15 protein-coding genes are annotated in these 16,437 nt (G+C 71.9%); 10 read left to right on the top strand and 5 right to left on the bottom strand.

The genetic code is table 11. The annotated features are described in order from the left end of the window. Positions 1-210: 210 nt before the first annotated feature. The 3 genes from KBX46_RS04985 to KBX46_RS04975 are packed head-to-tail and all read left to right on the top strand — an operon-like array spanning position 211 to position 4,883. Complete coding sequence (locus tag KBX46_RS04985) at positions 211-3,081, top strand: BTAD domain-containing putative transcriptional regulator (protein WP_247666973.1); 2,871 nt, start codon at positions 211-213, stop codon at positions 3,079-3,081. Positions 3,082-3,111: 30 nt separating this feature from the next. Further along, positions 3,112-4,101: an ATP-binding cassette domain-containing protein gene (locus KBX46_RS04980; protein ID WP_088950454.1), complete on the top strand. Its 990-nt coding sequence runs from the start codon at positions 3,112-3,114 to the stop codon at positions 4,099-4,101. Next, a complete protein-coding gene (locus KBX46_RS04975; protein ID WP_210791192.1) occupies positions 4,098-4,883 on the top strand; it encodes an ABC transporter permease in 786 nt (261 codons plus the stop codon). Before KBX46_RS04980 ends, KBX46_RS04975 begins: the two co-directional genes overlap by 4 nt. 27 nt (positions 4,884-4,910) lie before the next feature. On the opposite strand, the gene KBX46_RS04970 is transcribed toward KBX46_RS04975, so the two are convergent. Further along, entirely contained in the window at positions 4,911-6,149 is a 1,239-nt protein-coding gene (locus KBX46_RS04970; protein ID WP_210791190.1) for an APC family permease, read from the bottom strand. 11 nt (positions 6,150-6,160) lie between these two features. Beyond that, positions 6,161-6,907, bottom strand: coding sequence for a phosphatase PAP2 family protein (locus KBX46_RS04965; RefSeq protein ID WP_088950451.1), 747 nt, complete (start codon positions 6,905-6,907; stop codon positions 6,161-6,163). A gap of 102 nt (positions 6,908-7,009) precedes the next feature. On the opposite strand from KBX46_RS04965, the gene KBX46_RS04960 reads away from it, so the two are divergent. Continuing rightward, a complete protein-coding gene (locus KBX46_RS04960; RefSeq protein WP_371409795.1) occupies positions 7,010-8,221 on the top strand; it encodes a DUF4032 domain-containing protein in 1,212 nt (403 codons plus the stop codon). Between the two features lie 297 nt (positions 8,222-8,518). On the opposite strand, the gene nagA is transcribed toward KBX46_RS04960, so the two are convergent. The 3 genes from nagA to KBX46_RS04945 are packed head-to-tail and all read right to left on the bottom strand — an operon-like array spanning position 8,519 to position 11,575. Continuing rightward, positions 8,519-9,628 carry an N-acetylglucosamine-6-phosphate deacetylase gene (nagA, locus tag KBX46_RS04955; RefSeq protein ID WP_099848996.1) on the bottom strand — a complete coding sequence of 370 codons (1,110 nt, stop codon included), beginning with the start codon at positions 9,626-9,628 and terminating at the stop codon, positions 8,519-8,521. Next, positions 9,625-10,590, bottom strand: coding sequence for an ROK family protein (locus tag KBX46_RS04950; RefSeq protein ID WP_255509063.1), 966 nt, complete (start codon positions 10,588-10,590; stop codon positions 9,625-9,627). Before KBX46_RS04950 ends, nagA begins: the two co-directional genes overlap by 4 nt. Positions 10,591-10,645: 55 nt before the next feature. Then, on the bottom strand, positions 10,646-11,575 hold the full coding sequence (locus KBX46_RS04945; RefSeq protein WP_210791187.1) for an SIS domain-containing protein: 930 nt from the start codon (positions 11,573-11,575) through the stop codon (positions 10,646-10,648). A 200-nt stretch (positions 11,576-11,775) separates the two neighbouring features. On the opposite strand from KBX46_RS04945, the gene KBX46_RS04940 reads away from it, so the two are divergent. The 6 genes from KBX46_RS04940 (at position 11,776) to KBX46_RS04915 (ending at position 16,436) form a co-directional block, all read left to right on the top strand. Beyond that, a complete protein-coding gene (locus tag KBX46_RS04940) occupies positions 11,776-12,561 on the top strand; it encodes a DeoR/GlpR family DNA-binding transcription regulator (protein WP_088950447.1) in 786 nt (261 codons plus the stop codon). A gap of 121 nt (positions 12,562-12,682) precedes the next feature. Further along, positions 12,683-13,693 (top strand): ABC transporter ATP-binding protein, encoded by a 1,011-nt coding sequence (locus KBX46_RS04935; protein ID WP_099848990.1) that lies wholly within the window; start codon positions 12,683-12,685, stop codon positions 13,691-13,693. Continuing rightward, complete coding sequence (locus KBX46_RS04930; RefSeq protein ID WP_210791185.1) at positions 13,690-14,706, top strand: ABC transporter permease subunit; 1,017 nt, start codon at positions 13,690-13,692, stop codon at positions 14,704-14,706. Before KBX46_RS04935 ends, KBX46_RS04930 begins: the two co-directional genes overlap by 4 nt. Before the next feature lie 110 nt (positions 14,707-14,816). After that, on the top strand, positions 14,817-15,230 hold the full coding sequence (locus KBX46_RS04925; RefSeq protein WP_210791184.1) for a DUF3263 domain-containing protein: 414 nt from the start codon (positions 14,817-14,819) through the stop codon (positions 15,228-15,230). A 178-nt stretch (positions 15,231-15,408) separates the two neighbouring features. Next, the gene (locus KBX46_RS04920) at positions 15,409-16,044 is read left to right on the top strand and encodes a hypothetical protein (RefSeq protein ID WP_210791182.1); all 636 of its coding nucleotides are present in this window, start codon (positions 15,409-15,411) and stop codon (positions 16,042-16,044) included. Next, positions 16,041-16,436 (top strand): phage holin family protein, encoded by a 396-nt coding sequence (locus KBX46_RS04915; protein ID WP_088950443.1) that lies wholly within the window; start codon positions 16,041-16,043, stop codon positions 16,434-16,436. Before KBX46_RS04920 ends, KBX46_RS04915 begins: the two co-directional genes overlap by 4 nt. The last annotated feature ends 1 nt before the right edge of the window (position 16,437 follow it).

Raw genomic sequence — 16,437 nt, 5'->3', positions numbered from 1 at the left:
GGGAGACTGAGGGCAGCATTCGCTACCCGAATGTTCCCGATAATGCACCTGAGTACACCCCTGTCTACGCTAGATTCCGACACCAAAGCGAGCGTGAATAGGGACTTCTCCTTCCTGTGCGGGGCACCGAAATTGCGGTTCACCCTCCGACCCGCAAGCTCGGCGGATCGGTCAGCCGGAACCGGCCGGAGCTGAGCGACAATGGACGGCATGCGTTTCCGCATCCTGGGTCCGACCCAGGTGGTGCTGGCCGACGGGCGAGAGGTCCCCGTGGGCGGTCCGCGGCTGCGCGCACTGCTGGCACTCCTCCTGCTCGACGCGGGTCGGGTGGTCTCCGCCGAGCGGCTGATCGACGGCCTGTACGGGGAGCATCCGCCCCGAGGAGCGGCCAACGCGCTCCAGTCCCAGGTGTCGCGGCTGCGTCAGGCCCTGCCCGCCGAGCACGACCCGGTCGAGTTTCACCCGGCCGGTTATCGCCTGGCAGTGGATCCCGACGATGTCGACGCGTACCGGTTCGAGCGCCTCGCCGAGGCGGGGCGACGCGCGCTCGTCGACGGCGACTGGCCCCGGGCGGCGGCGGTGTTGCGCGAGGCGCTGGAGTTGTGGCGGGGTCCCGCCCTGGCCGATGCCGTCGGCGTAGCCGGCGCGCCCGCGCAGGCGGCCCGGCTGGACGAGCTGCGGTTGGCCGCCATCGAGGATCGGGTCGAGGCGGACCTGGCGTTGGGCGCACAGAGCGCGCTGATCGCGGAGCTGCGGGAGTTGGTCGTCGCGCATCCCCTGCGGGAGCGCTCGCGAGGCCAGCTCATGCGTGCCCTGGCGGCACTGGGTCGGCCTGCGGAGGCGCTGGCCGAGTTCGAGGACGCGCGGCACACGCTGGCCGATCAGCTCGGTGTCGACCCATCGGCGGAGCTGGCTGCCGTTCACCTGGCGGTGCTGCGTGGTGAGGAACGCGAGGCGGCCGAGCAGGCGCTGCCGAGCCAGCTCACCACGTTCGTCGGGCGGGAGGAGGAGCTCAGGCGCGTTGGGGAGCTGCTCGGCCAGCGCAGGCTTGTCACCCTCACCGGCCCCGGGGGAGCGGGCAAGACCCGGTTGGCCATCGAGGCGGCGGGCCGCTCGGACGGCGGGGTCTGTTTCGTCGAACTGGCCGGGCTGGCCGACGGGTCGGACGTGCCACAGGCGGTGCTGAGCGCGCTCGGTCTGCGTGGCGCGGGTCTGCGGGCCCCGGCCGAGCCGGGCCGACAGTCCACCGACCGACTGGTCGAGGCGTTGGCCGAGCGGCGGCTGCTGCTGGTGCTCGACAACTGCGAGCACGTCATCGCCGACGTGGCCCGGCTCGCCGCACGACTGCTGGGCGCGTGCCCGGCGCTGCGGGTGCTGGCCACGAGCCGCGAGCCGCTCGGGCTGGCCGGCGAGGCGTTGTGCCCGTTGTCCGGGCTCACCCTGCCGCCACCCGACGCGTCGACGGAGAATGCCGACGACTACGCCGCGGTCAGCCTCTTCGTCCAACGGGCCGCCGACGTCGCACCCGACTTCACCGTCACACAGGCCAACGTCGACGTGGTGCTGCGGATCTGCCGCACCCTCGACGGCCTGCCGTTGGCGATCGAGCTGGCCGCCGCGCGGCTGCGGGCGTTGCCCGTCGCGGAGGTGGCCGCCCGTCTGGACGACCGGTTCCGGCTGCTGTCCATGGGCAGCCGGGCCGCGTCGCCCCGACACCGCACGCTCCGGGCTGTGGTCGAGTGGAGCTGGGACCTTCTCGACGATGCCGAACGCACGCTGGCCCGCCGGCTGACCGTTTTCGCTGGCGGCGCCACGCTGGAGGCCGCCGGGCGGGTCTCCGGCCTTCCCGCGGCAGAGTTCGTCGACGCGCTGACCGGTCTTGTCGACAAGTCCTTCGTGGAGATGACTGGCGGCCGTTACCGGATGCTGGAGACGGTGCGTGCCTTCTGCGCCGAGCGTCTCGCCGAAGCCGGCGAGGCCGACCAGCTACGTCGTGCGCACACCGCGTACTTCCTGGAATTCGCCTGGACCGCCAGCGACCACCTCCGCTGCGCGGAGCAGCTGCACTGGTTGCGGCGGCTCGACGCCGAGCGGGACAACCTGCACGCAGCCCTGCGCCGTGCCACCGCGGCCGGTGACGCGCCCGACGCGGCCGGGTTGGTCGCGGCCCTGTCGTTCTACTGGTGGCTGCGCGGCATGCGCGGCGAAGCGGCCCGGTTGGCCGCCAACGTCCTCGACCTGCTGGGGGCCGAAGCGCCGCCGGGGCTGAGCGAGGAGTTCGCCCTCTGCGTCTACAACAGCTCGCTCGCCGGTGCCGGCCACCTGCCCTCGCTCGGAAATCAGCGGTCCGTGATCCGCAGCCTCGATCGGGCACCTCGACAACCGTTCCTGCTGTATCTGTCGGGGATCTCGACCGGGCCGCCGTCCGGCGGCGCCGAGCACGTCGAGGAGTTGATGCGGGAGCTGCGGCGACTGGTTGGTCCGGACGTGTGGATCAACGCGCTCGGCGCGATGGGAAGCGGCTCGGCGCTGATGTGGAGTGGCGAGTGGGACCGGGCCAGGAGCGCGCTGGCCACCGCGCTGGACGGCTTCCGGAGCACGGGGGACCGGTGGGGCTGCATGATCACACTCGGTGCGCTCGGCGAACTGGCTGCCTGGCAGGGCGATCCGGAGACGGCGGGCGCCCACATGGACGAGGCCATGGGACTGGTCGAGGCGCTCGGGTCGGCCGTCGACCAGGCCGACATGCTGCGGACCAGGGGCGAGATCCGGCTGCGTGCCGGTGACCTCGCCGCGGCACGGGACGACTTCGCCGGTGCGCTGCTCCTGGCGCAGCGCAGCGGCGCGCCCGAGTTCGTGGCCAGCGCCCGCCTCGGCCTCGCCCAGGTGGCCCGGTTGCGCGGCGATCTGGTCGAGGCGAGACGGCTCTGCGAGGAGGCGTTGGTCGGCGGGCTAACCGGCTGGTACGTCGGCGAGGCCACCCGGTCGGAGATCATCCTCGTGCTCGACGAGATCACCGAGCAGGAGAAGGCCGAAGCCGCGAGCAGGCCTGGTGCGCTGCCGTCAGCGGACGGTGCGTGACCCGTCAGCGCCTGACCGCACCGTGGGGTCATGACGACATACGAGGTGGTCGCCGAGGGTCTGGGCAAACGGTACGGCCCCACCCGCGCGCTCGACAGGTTCGACCTGGCCGTACCGACCGGCACTGTGTACGGGCTGCTGGGGCCCAACGGCGCGGGAAAGACGACGGCCGTACGGATCCTCACCACTCTGCTGCGCTTCGACGCGGGCAGGGCCACCGTGGCCGGGTTCGACGTGCTGCGTCAGCCGGACGAGGTGCGGGCCCGGATCGGGTTGACCGGGCAATACGCTGCAGTCGACGAAACCCTCAGTGGTCGGCAGAACCTGGAACTGTTCGGCCGCCTGTTCCGGCTGGGCCGGCGGGAGGCCCGGCAACGCGCCACCGAACTGCTGGAACGGTTCGGGCTTGCCGAGGCGGCGAGCCGCTCCGCCGGTGAGTACTCGGGTGGGATGCGCCGTCGGCTGGACCTCGCCGCCAGCCTGATCCGTACGCCGCGCGTGCTCTTCCTCGACGAGCCGACGACCGGCCTGGACCCGCGCAGCCGCAACCAGGTGTGGGACCTGGTCCGCGCCCTGGTCACCGAGGGGACGACGGTGCTGCTCACCACCCAGTACCTGGAGGAGGCCGACCAGCTCGCCAACCGGATCTCGGTGATCGACGCCGGTCGGGTGGTGGCCGAGGGGTCACCGGACGAACTGAAGTCGATGACCGGCGGCGACCGGATCGAGGTGGTGGTGCGCGATGCGGCCGACCTGGACCTGGCCGCCGGCATCGTCGCGCCGATCTGCGGCGCGGAGCCCGAGCGCGACCCGGAGATCCGGCAACTCAGCGTGCCGGTGGCCGACCGGGTCGCCGGGCTGGTCGACGTCGTGCGGGCGTTGGACGACGCGGGGATCGCGGTCGAGGACATCGGCTTGCGACGCGCCACGTTGGACGAGGCGTTCCTGCACCTGACCGGGCATCGTCCCGACGAGGCCCGCGAACCCGTTGGCGCTGGACGAAAGGCGGACGTGGCATGACCACTGCGGTAGCCGACGGTTGGACGATGACCAGGCGCAACATGATCCATGTCGTCCGTCAGCCGGAGGAGGTGATCCTGTACTTCTCACTGCCGATCATGTTCGTGCTGGTCTTCGGGTACGTGTTCGGCAGCGGCATGCAGGTGCCCGGTGGTGGCAACTATCGCGAGTTCCTGCTGCCCGGGGTCTTCGTGATGACGATGCTGTACGGCCTCGGCGCTACCGCGACCGGCGTGGCGCTGGACCTCAGCCGGGGTGTGGTCGACCGGTTCCGGTCGATGCCGATGGCACGGTCCGCCCTGATGACCGGCCGCAGCGCCGCCGATCTGCTGCGCGCCCTGCTGGAGATGTCCACACTGCTGGTCTGCGGCCTGCTCGTCGGTTGGCAGTGGCGAGAGGGTGTGGGCAAGGCGTTGCTGGCCGTCGGGCTGCTCCTGCTGCTGCGGGTCGCGATCACCTGGATGGGGATCTACCTGGCGCTGCTGGTCCGCAGCCCGGACACCGTCGGCGTCATCGTCTTCCCGGCGGCGTTTCCGCTCACCGCGATCTCCAATGTCTTCGTGTCGCCGGAGCTGATGCCCCCGGTCATCGGGACGATCTCGGAGTGGAACCCGTTGTCGGCCACCGTCGCGGCGATCCGCGAACTGTTCGGCAACCCGGGTCTGGGTGGCGACTCCTGGCCGGCGGAGCACGCCATGCTGTTGGCGGTGCTGTGGCCGATGCTGCTGATCGCGACGTTCGCTCCGCTGGCGGTGCGCCGCTACCGACGCCTGAGCCGTTGACCCCCGCGCGCCGGTGGCCCGCTCAGGTCACCGGCGCGCGAGGCGCAGCGCGTACCAGGCGGCGCCAGCGGCGAGCACACCGAAGCCCGCGAGGACGCTGGTCACGGGCAGGTTGACCGCGAGCAGCAGACACCCGACCAGCCCCAGGCCGGCGAGCACCTGCACCGGCAGCCGCCGACCGGGTTCCCGCCCCAGTGTGAGCGCCGCCGCGTTGGTGATCGCGTAGTAGACCAGCACCGTGCAGCTGGAGAAGCCGATGGCCCCCCGTACGTCGCCGAGGAGCACGACCACGATCACCACGGCGGCGACCGCCAGCTCCGCGCGGTGCGGCACCCGGTGCACGGGGTGCACGGCGGCCAGCGCGCCGGGCAGGTCGCGGCGGCGGGCCATCGCGAGGGTGGTCCGGCCGACCCCGGTGACCAGGGACAGCAGCACCCCGACGACCGCGATCGTGGCCCCGGCGCGGACCACCCAGGCCAGGCCGGGCAGCCCGGCGGCGGTCACCACGTCGACCAGGGGCGCGGCGGACCCGGCCAGCCGGTCGGCGCCGAGTACGCCGAGCGTGACCACGGCCAACACCACGTAGATCGCGAGCACCGCCCCGAGCGCCAACGGCACCGCGCGGGGAATGGTCCGCTGCGGATCGCGGACCTCCTCGCCGAGCGTGGCGATCCGGGCGTACCCGGCGAAGGCGAAGAAGAGCAGCCCGGCGGCGGTGAGCACACCTCGGGCGGAGCCGCCGGGCTCACCGAGCCGATCCAGGTGCACCGGCCCGCCCGCCACTCCGACGACCGCGACCAGGGCCAGCACCGCGAGCACCAGCGCCACCAGCAGTTTCGTGACGGTGGCCGTCTTGCCGATGCCGCGCAGGTTCACCCCGGTCACCGCGAGCACCGCGCCGACCGCGACCAACCGGGCCTGGCCCGGCCACAGGTACGCCCCGATGGTCAACGCCATCGCCGCGCAGCTCGCCGTCTTGCCGACCACGAAGCCCCAGCCGGCCAGGAACCCGGCGAACGGCCCGAGGCGTTCCCGGCCGTAGACGTACGTGCCGCCGGACTCCGGGTAGCGGGCCGCCAGCCGCGCCGAGCTGGTCGCGTTGCAGAAGGCGATGAAACCGGCCAGCACCAGCGCGGGCAGCAACCCGGAGCCGCCGGCCTCCGCCGCGGCCGGGCCGAAGACCACGAAGACGCCCGCGCCGAGCATCGAGCCCAACCCGATGACAACCGCATCGGGTACGCCAAGCCGCCGCGACAGTTGGTCCACGGACCGAAACCCTAGGGGTACGAGGTGAACGGCCGGTCCCAATCGCGTAGCCGGCGGGGGAGCGGGATGTCGTCCCAGGGCACCCGGTGCAGCAGCCGGTCCAGGAAGACCCCGAGCAGCAGGGCCGCCACGCCGTCGGTGAGCCAGTGGAAGTTCAGGTAGGTCGTCGTGACCAGCAGGATCGCCGGGGGAGCGAATCGGATCAGTCGGTGCACGCTCGGGTGCAGTCGCCCCGCCGTGAGCGCGGTCAGCAGGACGGCCATCACCCCGTACCAGACGATCGCGTTGGCAACGTGCCCGGACGGGTAGGACAGGTCGTACTCGGTGGGCGGCAGGTCGTTGAAGATCCGAACCGACTGGGTCGGCGGCAGGTCGGAGCTGGGCGCGGCCCGGTCGGTCAGGACCTTGAGTGGCCCGACCGTCAGATACAGGAGGACGAACGCCCCCGCCAGCAGCAGCAGTGGCCGGACGGTGCGGCTCCGCCAGGCCACCGCGACGGCGAGCGCCCCGGAGAGCGGCATCAGCAGCCATCCACCCTGCCCGAGGAAGTTGAACACCCGGGCCGTCCAGTAGATTGGCGCGGGGTGATGGGCGTAGGCCCACTCCCGGACCGCGAGGTCCAGACCGAGCAACGCACCTCCGGCGAGGGCGAGGGTCAACGCGCCGAACCCGACCAGCAGCAGCGCGTCGAACCACCAGCCGGCCGGGCGGACGGGCCGTAGCCGCAGGTCACGTCGTACCGCCGTGGGTTTGAGCACGCGACCACGCTACCGGCCCGGCGCCAGGCCGGGGTGTTCGGCGCTGTGGGCCCAACCACGATGTGAGGCGGATGCGGGGGGCGAGGCGTCATGCTTGTGCCCGTGCGGATCACGTCTGCCCTCGTGGACCCGGCGCTGCTCGACCTGCCCTGGTCGACACCGCTGGAGGAGTGGCCTGCCCAACACCTGGTGGCCCTGCCGCAGGGCATCTCCCGACACATCGTCCGGTTCGTCCGACTCGGTGACTACGTGTACGCGTTCAAGGAGACTCGCGAGCGGATCGCTGAGCGGGAGTACGACCTGCTCAGGGCCCTGGAGAGGATCGACTTTCCCTCGGTCGAGGCGGTGGCGGTCGTCGCCGACCGGCAGACCGAGGACGGGGAACCTCTCGAATCGGTCCTGATCACCCGGCACCTCCAGTTCTCCCTGCCGTACCGGGCGCTGTTCTCGCACACCCTGCGGCCGGAGACGATGAGCCGGCTGCTCGACGCGCTCGCCGCCCTGATCGTGCGGATGCACCTCACTGGCTTCTTCTGGGGTGACTGCTCGCTGTCGAACACGCTGTTCCGCCGGGACGCGGGCGCGTTCGCCGCCTACCTGGTGGACGCGGAGACGGGCGCGTTGCACAACTCACTCTCCAACGGTCAGCGCGGTGAGGACCTGGAGATCGCCCGGGTGAACATCTTCGGTGAGGCGCTGGACCTCCAGGCCGCCGGCCTGCTGCACGAGTCCATCGACCCCGAGGTGGTCTGCGAGGAGGTCGTGCAGCGCTACGAGCGACTGTGGCACGAGATCACCTACGAGCAGGCCGTCGAGCGGGAGGCCCGGCACGACATCGAGGGCCGAATCCGCCGCCTCAACGAGCTGGGCTTCGACGTGGCCGAGGTGGCCATGTCCTCCATCGACGACGGGCGTTACCTGGTTCGGCCGAAGGTGGTCGACGCCGGCTACCACACCCGCCGGCTGCTGCGGCTGACCGGTCTGGACGCCGAGGAGAACCAGGCGCGCAAGCTGCTCAACGACCTGGACGCCTATCGGGCGGAGAGCGACCTGACCGACGAGCAGCAGGCCGCGCACCGCTGGCTCACCGAGGTCTTCGAGCCGGTGGTCCGGGCCGTTCCCGCTCACCTGCGCCGCAAGCTGGAGCCGCAGGAGCTGTTCGCGCAGATCATCGAGCACAAGTGGCTGCTCTCCGAGCAGGCCGGCCGGGACGTCGGGATGCGCCACGCGGTCCAGTCGTACCTGGCCGACGTGCTGGTGCACCGTCCCGACGAGCAGGCCATCCTCGGCGTGGAAGTCCCCAGCCTCAACTGAGCTTCGCCCCGGACCGGCCCGACCTGCGCTCGCTTCCGTAACGCCGGAGTCGGCAGCTTGGTGCTGACGTCCTGTAGAGCTGCCCCAGATATGGGGCAATTGTGATGCGCCATGTGCCGACATCGATCGTCCGCGCGGTCCGCGCGGACGGTTCTCCACGATCGCCGGGGCTTTCGGCGCCGCCTGCCCCATATCCGGGGCAGCTCTACAGGCTGCGCAACAGGTGGCCGCAGTGGACGGCCGCAACAGGGGCCGGTCACCTCCCCACCGCTACGAGCGAGGTCGAGGGGCGCGGCGTCACTCCACCCAGGAGCCTCGGCGCAGCACCCGGACCACCTTCAGGTCGGCGTCCAGCACCACCAGGTCGGCGCGGAGGCCCACCTGGAGGGCACCCACCTGGTCGCCCAGGCCGATGGCCCGTGCCGGGGTGGTGGCCACCATCCGCGCGGCGTCCGAGATCGGGATCCCGGCGTCCACGGCGTGCCGCAGGGCGGCGTCCATGGTCAAAGTGCTGCCGGCGATCGACCCGTCACGGGCCAGTCGCGCCACCCCGTCGGTCACGGTGACGGCCTGGCCGCCCAGCTCGTACTCGCCGTCTGCCATCCCCGCAGCGGCCATCGCGTCGGTGATCAGCGCGGCCCGGTCCGGGCCTGCGGTCGCGGTCGCGAAGGTCAACATGCCGTCGTGCAGGTGCACCCCGTCGGCGACCAGTTCGCAGATCACGGTCGGCTCGTCGAGCAGGGCCACCACCGGACCCGGTTCGCGGTGGTGCACGGGACGCATGCCGTTGAACAGGTGGGTGCCGACGCTGGCGCCGGCGGCGACCGCCGCGCGAGTCTGCTCGTACGTGGCGTCGGTGTGGCCGACCGCCGCCACCACCCGCTGCGCGGTGAGGAGCTTGATCGCCTCCAGTGCGCCGTCGCGTTCCGGGGCGAGGGTGACCATCCGCACCGCGCCCCGGCCCAGCTCGATCAGCTCGGCCAGCTCGTCGGTCGACGGGTCGCGCAGGTACTCCGGGTTCTGCGCGCCACACCGTGCTGAGGAGAGGTAGGGCCCTTCGAAGTGGACGCCCGCCAGCACACCCTCGTCGACCAGGGGAGCGAACGCCTCGGTGGCCGCGCGCATCAGCGGAAATGGCGAGCTGACCAGGCTCGCCAGCAGGGTGGTCGTGCCGTGCGCGAGGTGGAAGTCGGCCGCCGCCCGAGCCTCGGCGGCATCCCCCGTGGTGAAGGTGTGCCCACCACCGCCGTGGGTGTGCATGTCGACGAAGCCCGGCAGGATCCAGTGCCCGTCGCGGACCGAGGGATATTCGGCCACCGCGGTGATCCGATCCCCGTCCCACTCGACGCAGCCCTGTCGGATGACACCGGTCGGGGTCACCACGCGGCCGTTCACCCGTACGGTCATCGTTTCTCCTGGTGGTCACGGACGCGAACGGCGTCCAGGGCGAGCAGGGCGGCACCGAGGCAGCCGGCCTCGTCGCCGAGGGCAGCCGCGACCAGCCGCGGCTCCCGGTGGAAGGTCATTCGCTCGTGCAGCGCTGCCCGCAGGGGGGTCAGCAGCCGGTCGCCGGCCTGGGCCAGGCCGCCGCCGAGCACGATCGTCGCCACGTCGTACAGCGCCTGCCCGGTGGCAAGGCCGTCGGCGAGCGCCTCGACGGCCTCCTGCCAGACCTCGCCGGCGAGTGGCTCGCCGGCCGCGGCCCGCTCGGCCACCTCGGCGGCTGTCACCGGGGCGTCGGCTGTCGCACCGGAGAGTTCGGCGTAGCGGCGTCCGATCGCGGAGGCCGAAGCGATCGCCTCCAGGCAGCCGGGTCGACCGCAGCCGCAGCGCGGGCCGTCGGGTCGGACCAGGATGTGGCCGATCTCCCCGGCGGCGTCGTGGGCACCCACGGCGGCTCTGCCGTCGACGACGTGCGCGGCGGCGATGCCGGTGCCGATCGCCACGAACAGCACGTGTCCGGTGCCACGCCCGGCGCCGAGCCGGGCCTCGGCGAGACCACCGACGCGCACGTCGTGGCCGAGCGTCGTGGGCAGGCCGAGCCGCCTGACCGCCAGGTCCCGCAGGGGTACGTCCCGGAAGCCCACGTTCGCCGACCAGACCGCGACTCCGCGTGCCTCGTCCACCACCCCGGGCACGGCGATGCCGACAGCGATCGGGGTGAGGCCGTCGGCGCGGGCCTTCTCGGCAAGCCCTTCGGCCACGTCCAGGATCGTGCCGACCACTGCCGTCGGGCCGCGGCTGGCGTTGGTGGGGTGCCGCTCGGTGCGTACCGTGACGCCGTCCGGCCGGACCAGGGCGCACTTCATGCCGGTGCCGCCCACGTCCAGCGCGACGACCACCTGGTCGGCGTCCACGGCGTCGCTCACTGGGCCAGCTCGGTTCGCGACTGCGGGGCTCGCAAACCCGGCTCACTCCTCGCGCTCACGCCAACACCACGGACCGGCTCAGGTGCCGGGGCGCGTCCGGGTCGAGACCCCGGCTGGTGGCGAGCGCGACAGCGAAGCGTTGCGCCAGGATCAGGTCGGCCATCGGGTCGACCGGGGTGCGACCGGCGGACCAACTGCCCAGCACCGTGCGCCAACCGTGGGTGCGGCTGTGCACGAAGGCGGCGCCGGTGGCGGCCACGTCCTCGGGGAGACCCTCGGGCAGCTCGCCGAACGCCCAGACCAGCCGGCCGGGCGCGGCGACCGAGATGGGGCCGTGCCGGTAGTCCATCGCCGGGTACGCCTCGGCCCAGAAGGTGGCCGTCTCGCGACACTTCAGCGCTGCCTCCTGGGCCAACCCGACCGTCCACCCCCGACCGAGGAAGGTGACCTGCCCGATGGTGGCCGGGTCGATCGGCAGCGGGGAGCGCACGGCCACCTCGGCGTCGGCGGCGAGCGCGGTCACCGGGTCGCCCAGGTGGGCCCGGAGCAGGGCCAGGGCCGTGGTCGGGAAGCGGGTCTGCACCACCGACCGCTCGTCGGCGAAGGGCATGGCGACCGTGGCGGTGGCCAAATCGACCGCCGGGGACGCCGGGTCGCCGACGATGACGGTGGTGGGTGTACGCCCGCGCAGCGCGGCGAGCAGGTCCAGCACCTCCGTCGTGCAGCCCGAGCGGGTGATCGCGATCAGCCGGTCGTACTGGCGGCCGGCGGGGAACTCGGATGCCTGGAACGCGTCGGTCTCGCCCTGGCCGGCCTGCTCGCGGCGGGCCGCGTACGCCATCGCCATGAACCACGACGTGCCGCAACCGACGACGGCGACCCGCTCACCGCGGCGCGGCAGGTCACCGCGTACGACGTCGGCCAGCTCGGCGGCCTCCCGCCAACAGTCGGGTTGGCTCGCGATCTCCGCGTCCACGTACGCCATGGGAAACTCCTCGCAGGGGCGACCGGTGCGCAATACGGCTCGTTAGACCCGCATTTCGCGCGTTATTCTGCGCGAACGCGGGTGGCCGTGGCAACCGACCAGCCGATCGCGCAGGTCAGTCTTTTGCGCCAGCCTAGTTTCGCGCACTAGTGTGCACGCAATCAATCACCGTCCGTGCAGTTACTGGGAGGGCCTCCGCGGTGGACCGGTACGCCAGATGGAACGCCCTGCTCGAAATGCTGACCGACAACGGCCGGGTCAGCGTGGAGGCGGCAGCCGAGCGGCTCGACGTCTCCCAGGCCACCATCCGGCGTGACTTCGACCAGCTCGCCCAGCAGCAGATGATCACGAGGACCCGGGGCGGCGCGGTCGCCAACGGCGTCTCGTACGACCTGCCCCTGCGCTACAAGACGGCCAAGCACTCGGCGGAGAAGCAGCGCATCGGGGCTGCCGCCGCCGCGCTCGTCACGCCGGGCACGGTGGTCGGCCTGAACGGCGGCACCACCAGCACCGAGGTCGCGAGGGCGCTCGCCGTCCGGCCGGACCTCAACACCAGTGCCGAGGGCGCCCAGCTCACCGTGGTGACCAACGCGCTCAACATCGCCAACGAGCTGCTGGTCCGGTCCCGGATGAAGGTCGTGGTGGCCGGCGGGGTGGTGCGCCCGAAGTCGTTCGAACTCGTCGGCCCGCTGGGCGGGGCGCTGCTGCGCGAGGTCACCCTGGACGTCGCTTTGCTCGGCGTGGACGCGATCGACCCGCAGCTCGGCGCCGCAGCACACCACGAGGGTGAGGCGGCGATGAACAACCTGATGGTGGCCCGGGCCAAGCGCGTGGTCATCATCGCGGACTCGTCCAAACTGGGCGGGCACGCCTTCGCCCGGATCTGCCCGGTCGAACGGGTGGAGACGCTGGTGACCGACTCCGGTGCCGACCCGACGGTGGTGGAGGGGTTCCGCGCCGCCGGCGTACAGGTCATCTGCGCCTGAGCCGTCACGTTCCGTCGATGAAGTAGCCCGATCGGCGCGTCGATGCATACCGCGTATTGCGGGCGTCTGCATACCGCGTATGGTGTCGGCTGTCACGCCCACCCATCGGGGGAGGTGCAGCTTGCCAGCTGTCCTGGAGATCGAAGGTCTACGTAAGACGTACAAGAGTCGTCGACGCGGCACCCGCAACGCGCTCGACGGCTTCGACATGCGGGTCGACGCGGGGCAGGTGCACGGCTTCCTCGGCCCCAACGGATCCGGCAAGACGACCACTCTGCGTACTCTGCTCGGCCTGATCCGGCCCGACGGAGGGCGGATGTCACTGCTCGGGCACGAGGTGCCCGACGCGCTGCCCGCCGTCGCCGGCCAGGTCGGCGCGATCGTGGAGAGCCCGCAGTTCTTCCCGCACTTCTCGGCACGGGACACGCTGTCCCTGCTGGCCGGTGCCGGCGAGGTGCCGGCCACCCGGGTCGACGAGGTGCTGGAACTCGTCGGGCTGCGCGACCGGTCCGGTGAGCGGGTCAAGACGTACTCGTTGGGCATGAAGCAGCGGCTCGCCGTGGCCTCGGCCCTGCTGAAGAACCCGAAGCTGCTCATCCTCGACGAGCCGGCCAACGGCCTCGACCCGGGCGGCATCCGGGAGATGCGCACGCTGATGCGTACCCTCGCCGAATCCGGCATGACAGTGGTGCTGTCCAGCCACATCCTCGGCGAGATCCAGCTGATCTGCGACTCGGTCACCATCATCTCGCTGGGTCGGCGGGTCGCCTTCGGCCCGGTCGACGAGGTGCTCGCGCAGCACTCGTCCAGTGCGGTCCGGATCCGGCTGGAAGCGGTCAGCGACCTGCCGGCGGCCACCGAGGCGCTCACCCGGGCGGGGATCCAGGTCACCGGGCACCCCGACCACCTGATGCTCGCCGGCGTCGACAAGCCGGCCTCGGTGACACGGCTGCTCGCCGAGCAGAACCTCTATGTCAGCGAGTTGGCGCCGATCGCCGTCGATCTGGAGAGCGTCTTCCTCGAACTGACCGCCACCGCGCCGGTCCCCGGTCAGCACCGGCAGGTCGACGAGTCCATGAAGGTCGGCGGGGCGGGTCAGCCCGGCCCCGCCGGAGGAGGGTGGGGCGCGTGAGCCTCTTTCGGACGGAGTTGCGCCGGCTCACCAAGCGGCGTTTCAGCCGGTACATGACACTGCTCGGTCTGCTGGTGCTGGCCGCGGTGGTGATCGGGGTCTTCTTCAGCAACCAGAAGCTCGGCGCCGAGCAGCTCGCCCGGGCTGAGCGTCAGGCCGACCAGCAGTACCAGGAGCAGGTGCGCTACATCGAGCAGGAGCGCGTCGCGTGCGAGCAGGCCAAGACGGCCGGCACGCCGAACGACGGCCGCTACCCGGACGACTGCTCGATGATCACGGCGCCGTCGCGGGACCAGATCGAGGCGCAGTGGTTCCTGCCCTCGACGTTCGACTTCCGGGAGACGTTCGACGAGACGCTGATCCCGTTCGCGGCGATCCTCGCCCTGGTCGGGTTCGTGATCGGCGCGTCCTTCGTCGGTGCCGAGTGGAGCACCGGCGGCATGATGAACCTGCTGCTCTGGCGACCCAAGCGGCTCACCGTGCTGCTCACCAAGCTGGCCGCGCTGCTGACCGGCATCCTGGCGGTCACGCTGCCCGCCGCGGTGCTCTGGTTCGCCGGGTTCTGGGCGGTCGCGTCCTTCCGGGGCAGCACCGAGAAGATGACCTCCGGTGCCTGGCAGTCGTTCATGCTGACCGGGCTGCGCGGCGTGGTGCTGGTGCTGGTCCTCACCACGATCGGCTTCGCCCTGGCGTCGCTGGGCCGGCACACCGCGATGGCACTCGGCGGTGTCGTGGCGTTGATGGTGGTCGGCCAGTTCGGCCTGGGCATCCTGCTGGCGATGGCGAACGTGCGCTGGGCCGAGGCGTTCCTGCTGCCCACGTACGCGCTGGCCTGGATGACGAAGACCGTCACCCTCCAGGACTGGAACTCCTGCAACGCGACCTACTACGGAGAGTGCAAGCCGGACACTCTGGACATCACCTGGCAGCAGTCCTCCGTCCTGCTCTCGGTCGGGGTGGTGGTGATCCTCGGGGCGGCGCTCTGGGCGATGCGTCGCCGCGACATCTCCTGACCTGACCGAAGTGACGCGGCGCGGCCGGCCCGGCCGTCGGGGTTCCCGACGGTGCGGAGCGGCCGCGCCGCTTGCTGCGTCCCTGGTCGCCGCTGACTAGGCTGAGCGACATGTCCGCCGACGCCACCCCCGCCACTCCCGAGCCGTCCACCGACGCTCGTCCGGGTGACGCGGCGGCGCCGGCCGGGCCGATCGTCCCGACTCCCCGGCCGGCGCCGTCCATCGAGACCACGGACGAGTCGGTGCTGTCCGCCGAGACCATCGACGAGCCTGCGCCGCCCGCTGATCCGCCGCCCGGGCTGACCGAGCGGGAGCGGGCCATCCTCGCCTTCGAACAGCAGTGGTGGCGGCACGCCGGCGCCAAGGAGCAGGCCGTCCGGGACACCTTCGGGATCTCCTCGACCCGTTACTACCAACTGCTCAACGGGTTGCTGGACAACCCGGCCGCGCTCGCCGCCGAGCCGCTGCTGATCGGCCGGCTGCGCCGCCTGCGCTCGTCGCGCGCCCGCAACCGGCGCCGCTGACCGCGTTGCTCCCTTCGCGCCCTGGCGTCTGATTCCTCGGTTTTCTCCCGTTGCCGCCTCCGTCGCCGATCCTCGCGACCGGGCCGGACGGCAGAACCGCATGCCGGCTGACCAGGCGGGTAGGCGGGAGGCGTTCCGAGGTCGCCACGCGACCCCGGACTCAGGAAGGGAGCGGAGGATGACGGCTACGAACCAGAGCGGCAGAGCGCAGCAGGCTCGACAGGAGGCCTCCCGGGTCGGCCAGCAGGCCACCCAGGCCGGGGGTCAGGTCGCCCATGCCGCTGCCGAACAGGGCGGGCAGGTGGCCGCCGAGGCGCGGCACCAGGCCCGGCAGTTGACCGGCGAGGCCGGTGGGCAGCTTCGTGACCAGGCGCAGACGCAGCAGCGGCGAGCGGCTGAGGGACTTCGCGACCTGGGGCAGAACCTCAGCTCGATGGCCGAACGGGACGGCGATTCCGGACTGGCCGGTCAGGTGGTGCGCAAGGCCGCCGACGCCGCCCAGCAGGCCGCCGGGTGGCTCGACGAGCGCGAGCCCGGCGAGGTGCTCGATGATGTCCGCACGTACGCGCGGCGCCACCCGGGGACATTCCTCGCGGGCGCGGCGGTGGCTGGATTGCTGGTCGGGCGGCTCACCCGTGGCCTGACGGCGTCGGCCTCCGGCAACGGTGGAACGGGCAGCGCAGCCGGCGGGCCGTCGCAACCGCAGGGCGCGCCGGCGGAGACTGGTCAGCCCTACGTGGGTACGGCACGGGCGCAGAACGTCTCGCCCGCCGGCCGACAGTCGTCCGACCTGCCGGGTGGGGTGGCCCCGTGAGCGCCCCCGAGAAGGAACGGACCCAGGCCTCGGTCGGTGAGCTGCTGGGCGATGTGACCCGGGACATGTCCACCCTGGTGCGCAAGGAGGTCGAGCTGGCCAAGGCCGAACTCCGCGAAGAGGTCAGCCAGGCCGGCAAGGCTGGCGGCATGTTCGGCGGCGCCGGGCTGGCCGGGTTCCTGGCGGTGCTCTTCGTGTCGTACGCCCTCTGGTGGGGGCTGTCCAACACGATGGACCAGGGGTGGGCGGCGTTGATCGTCGCGGTCCTCTGGGCCGCCGTTGCCGGTGGTCTCTTCATCAACGCCCGGACCCAGCTGAAGCGGGCGCGTGCGGTTCTGCCCCGGACGAAGCAGACTGCTCGGGAGTTGCCGGACGCCCTGCGGGGTCGGTGAA

The sequence above is a fragment of the Micromonospora sp. C81 genome (assembly GCF_018070425.1).
Lineage (GTDB): Bacteria > Actinomycetota > Actinomycetes > Mycobacteriales > Micromonosporaceae > Micromonospora > Micromonospora zamorensis.
This window is presented reverse-complemented; position numbering and strand designations above follow the sequence as displayed.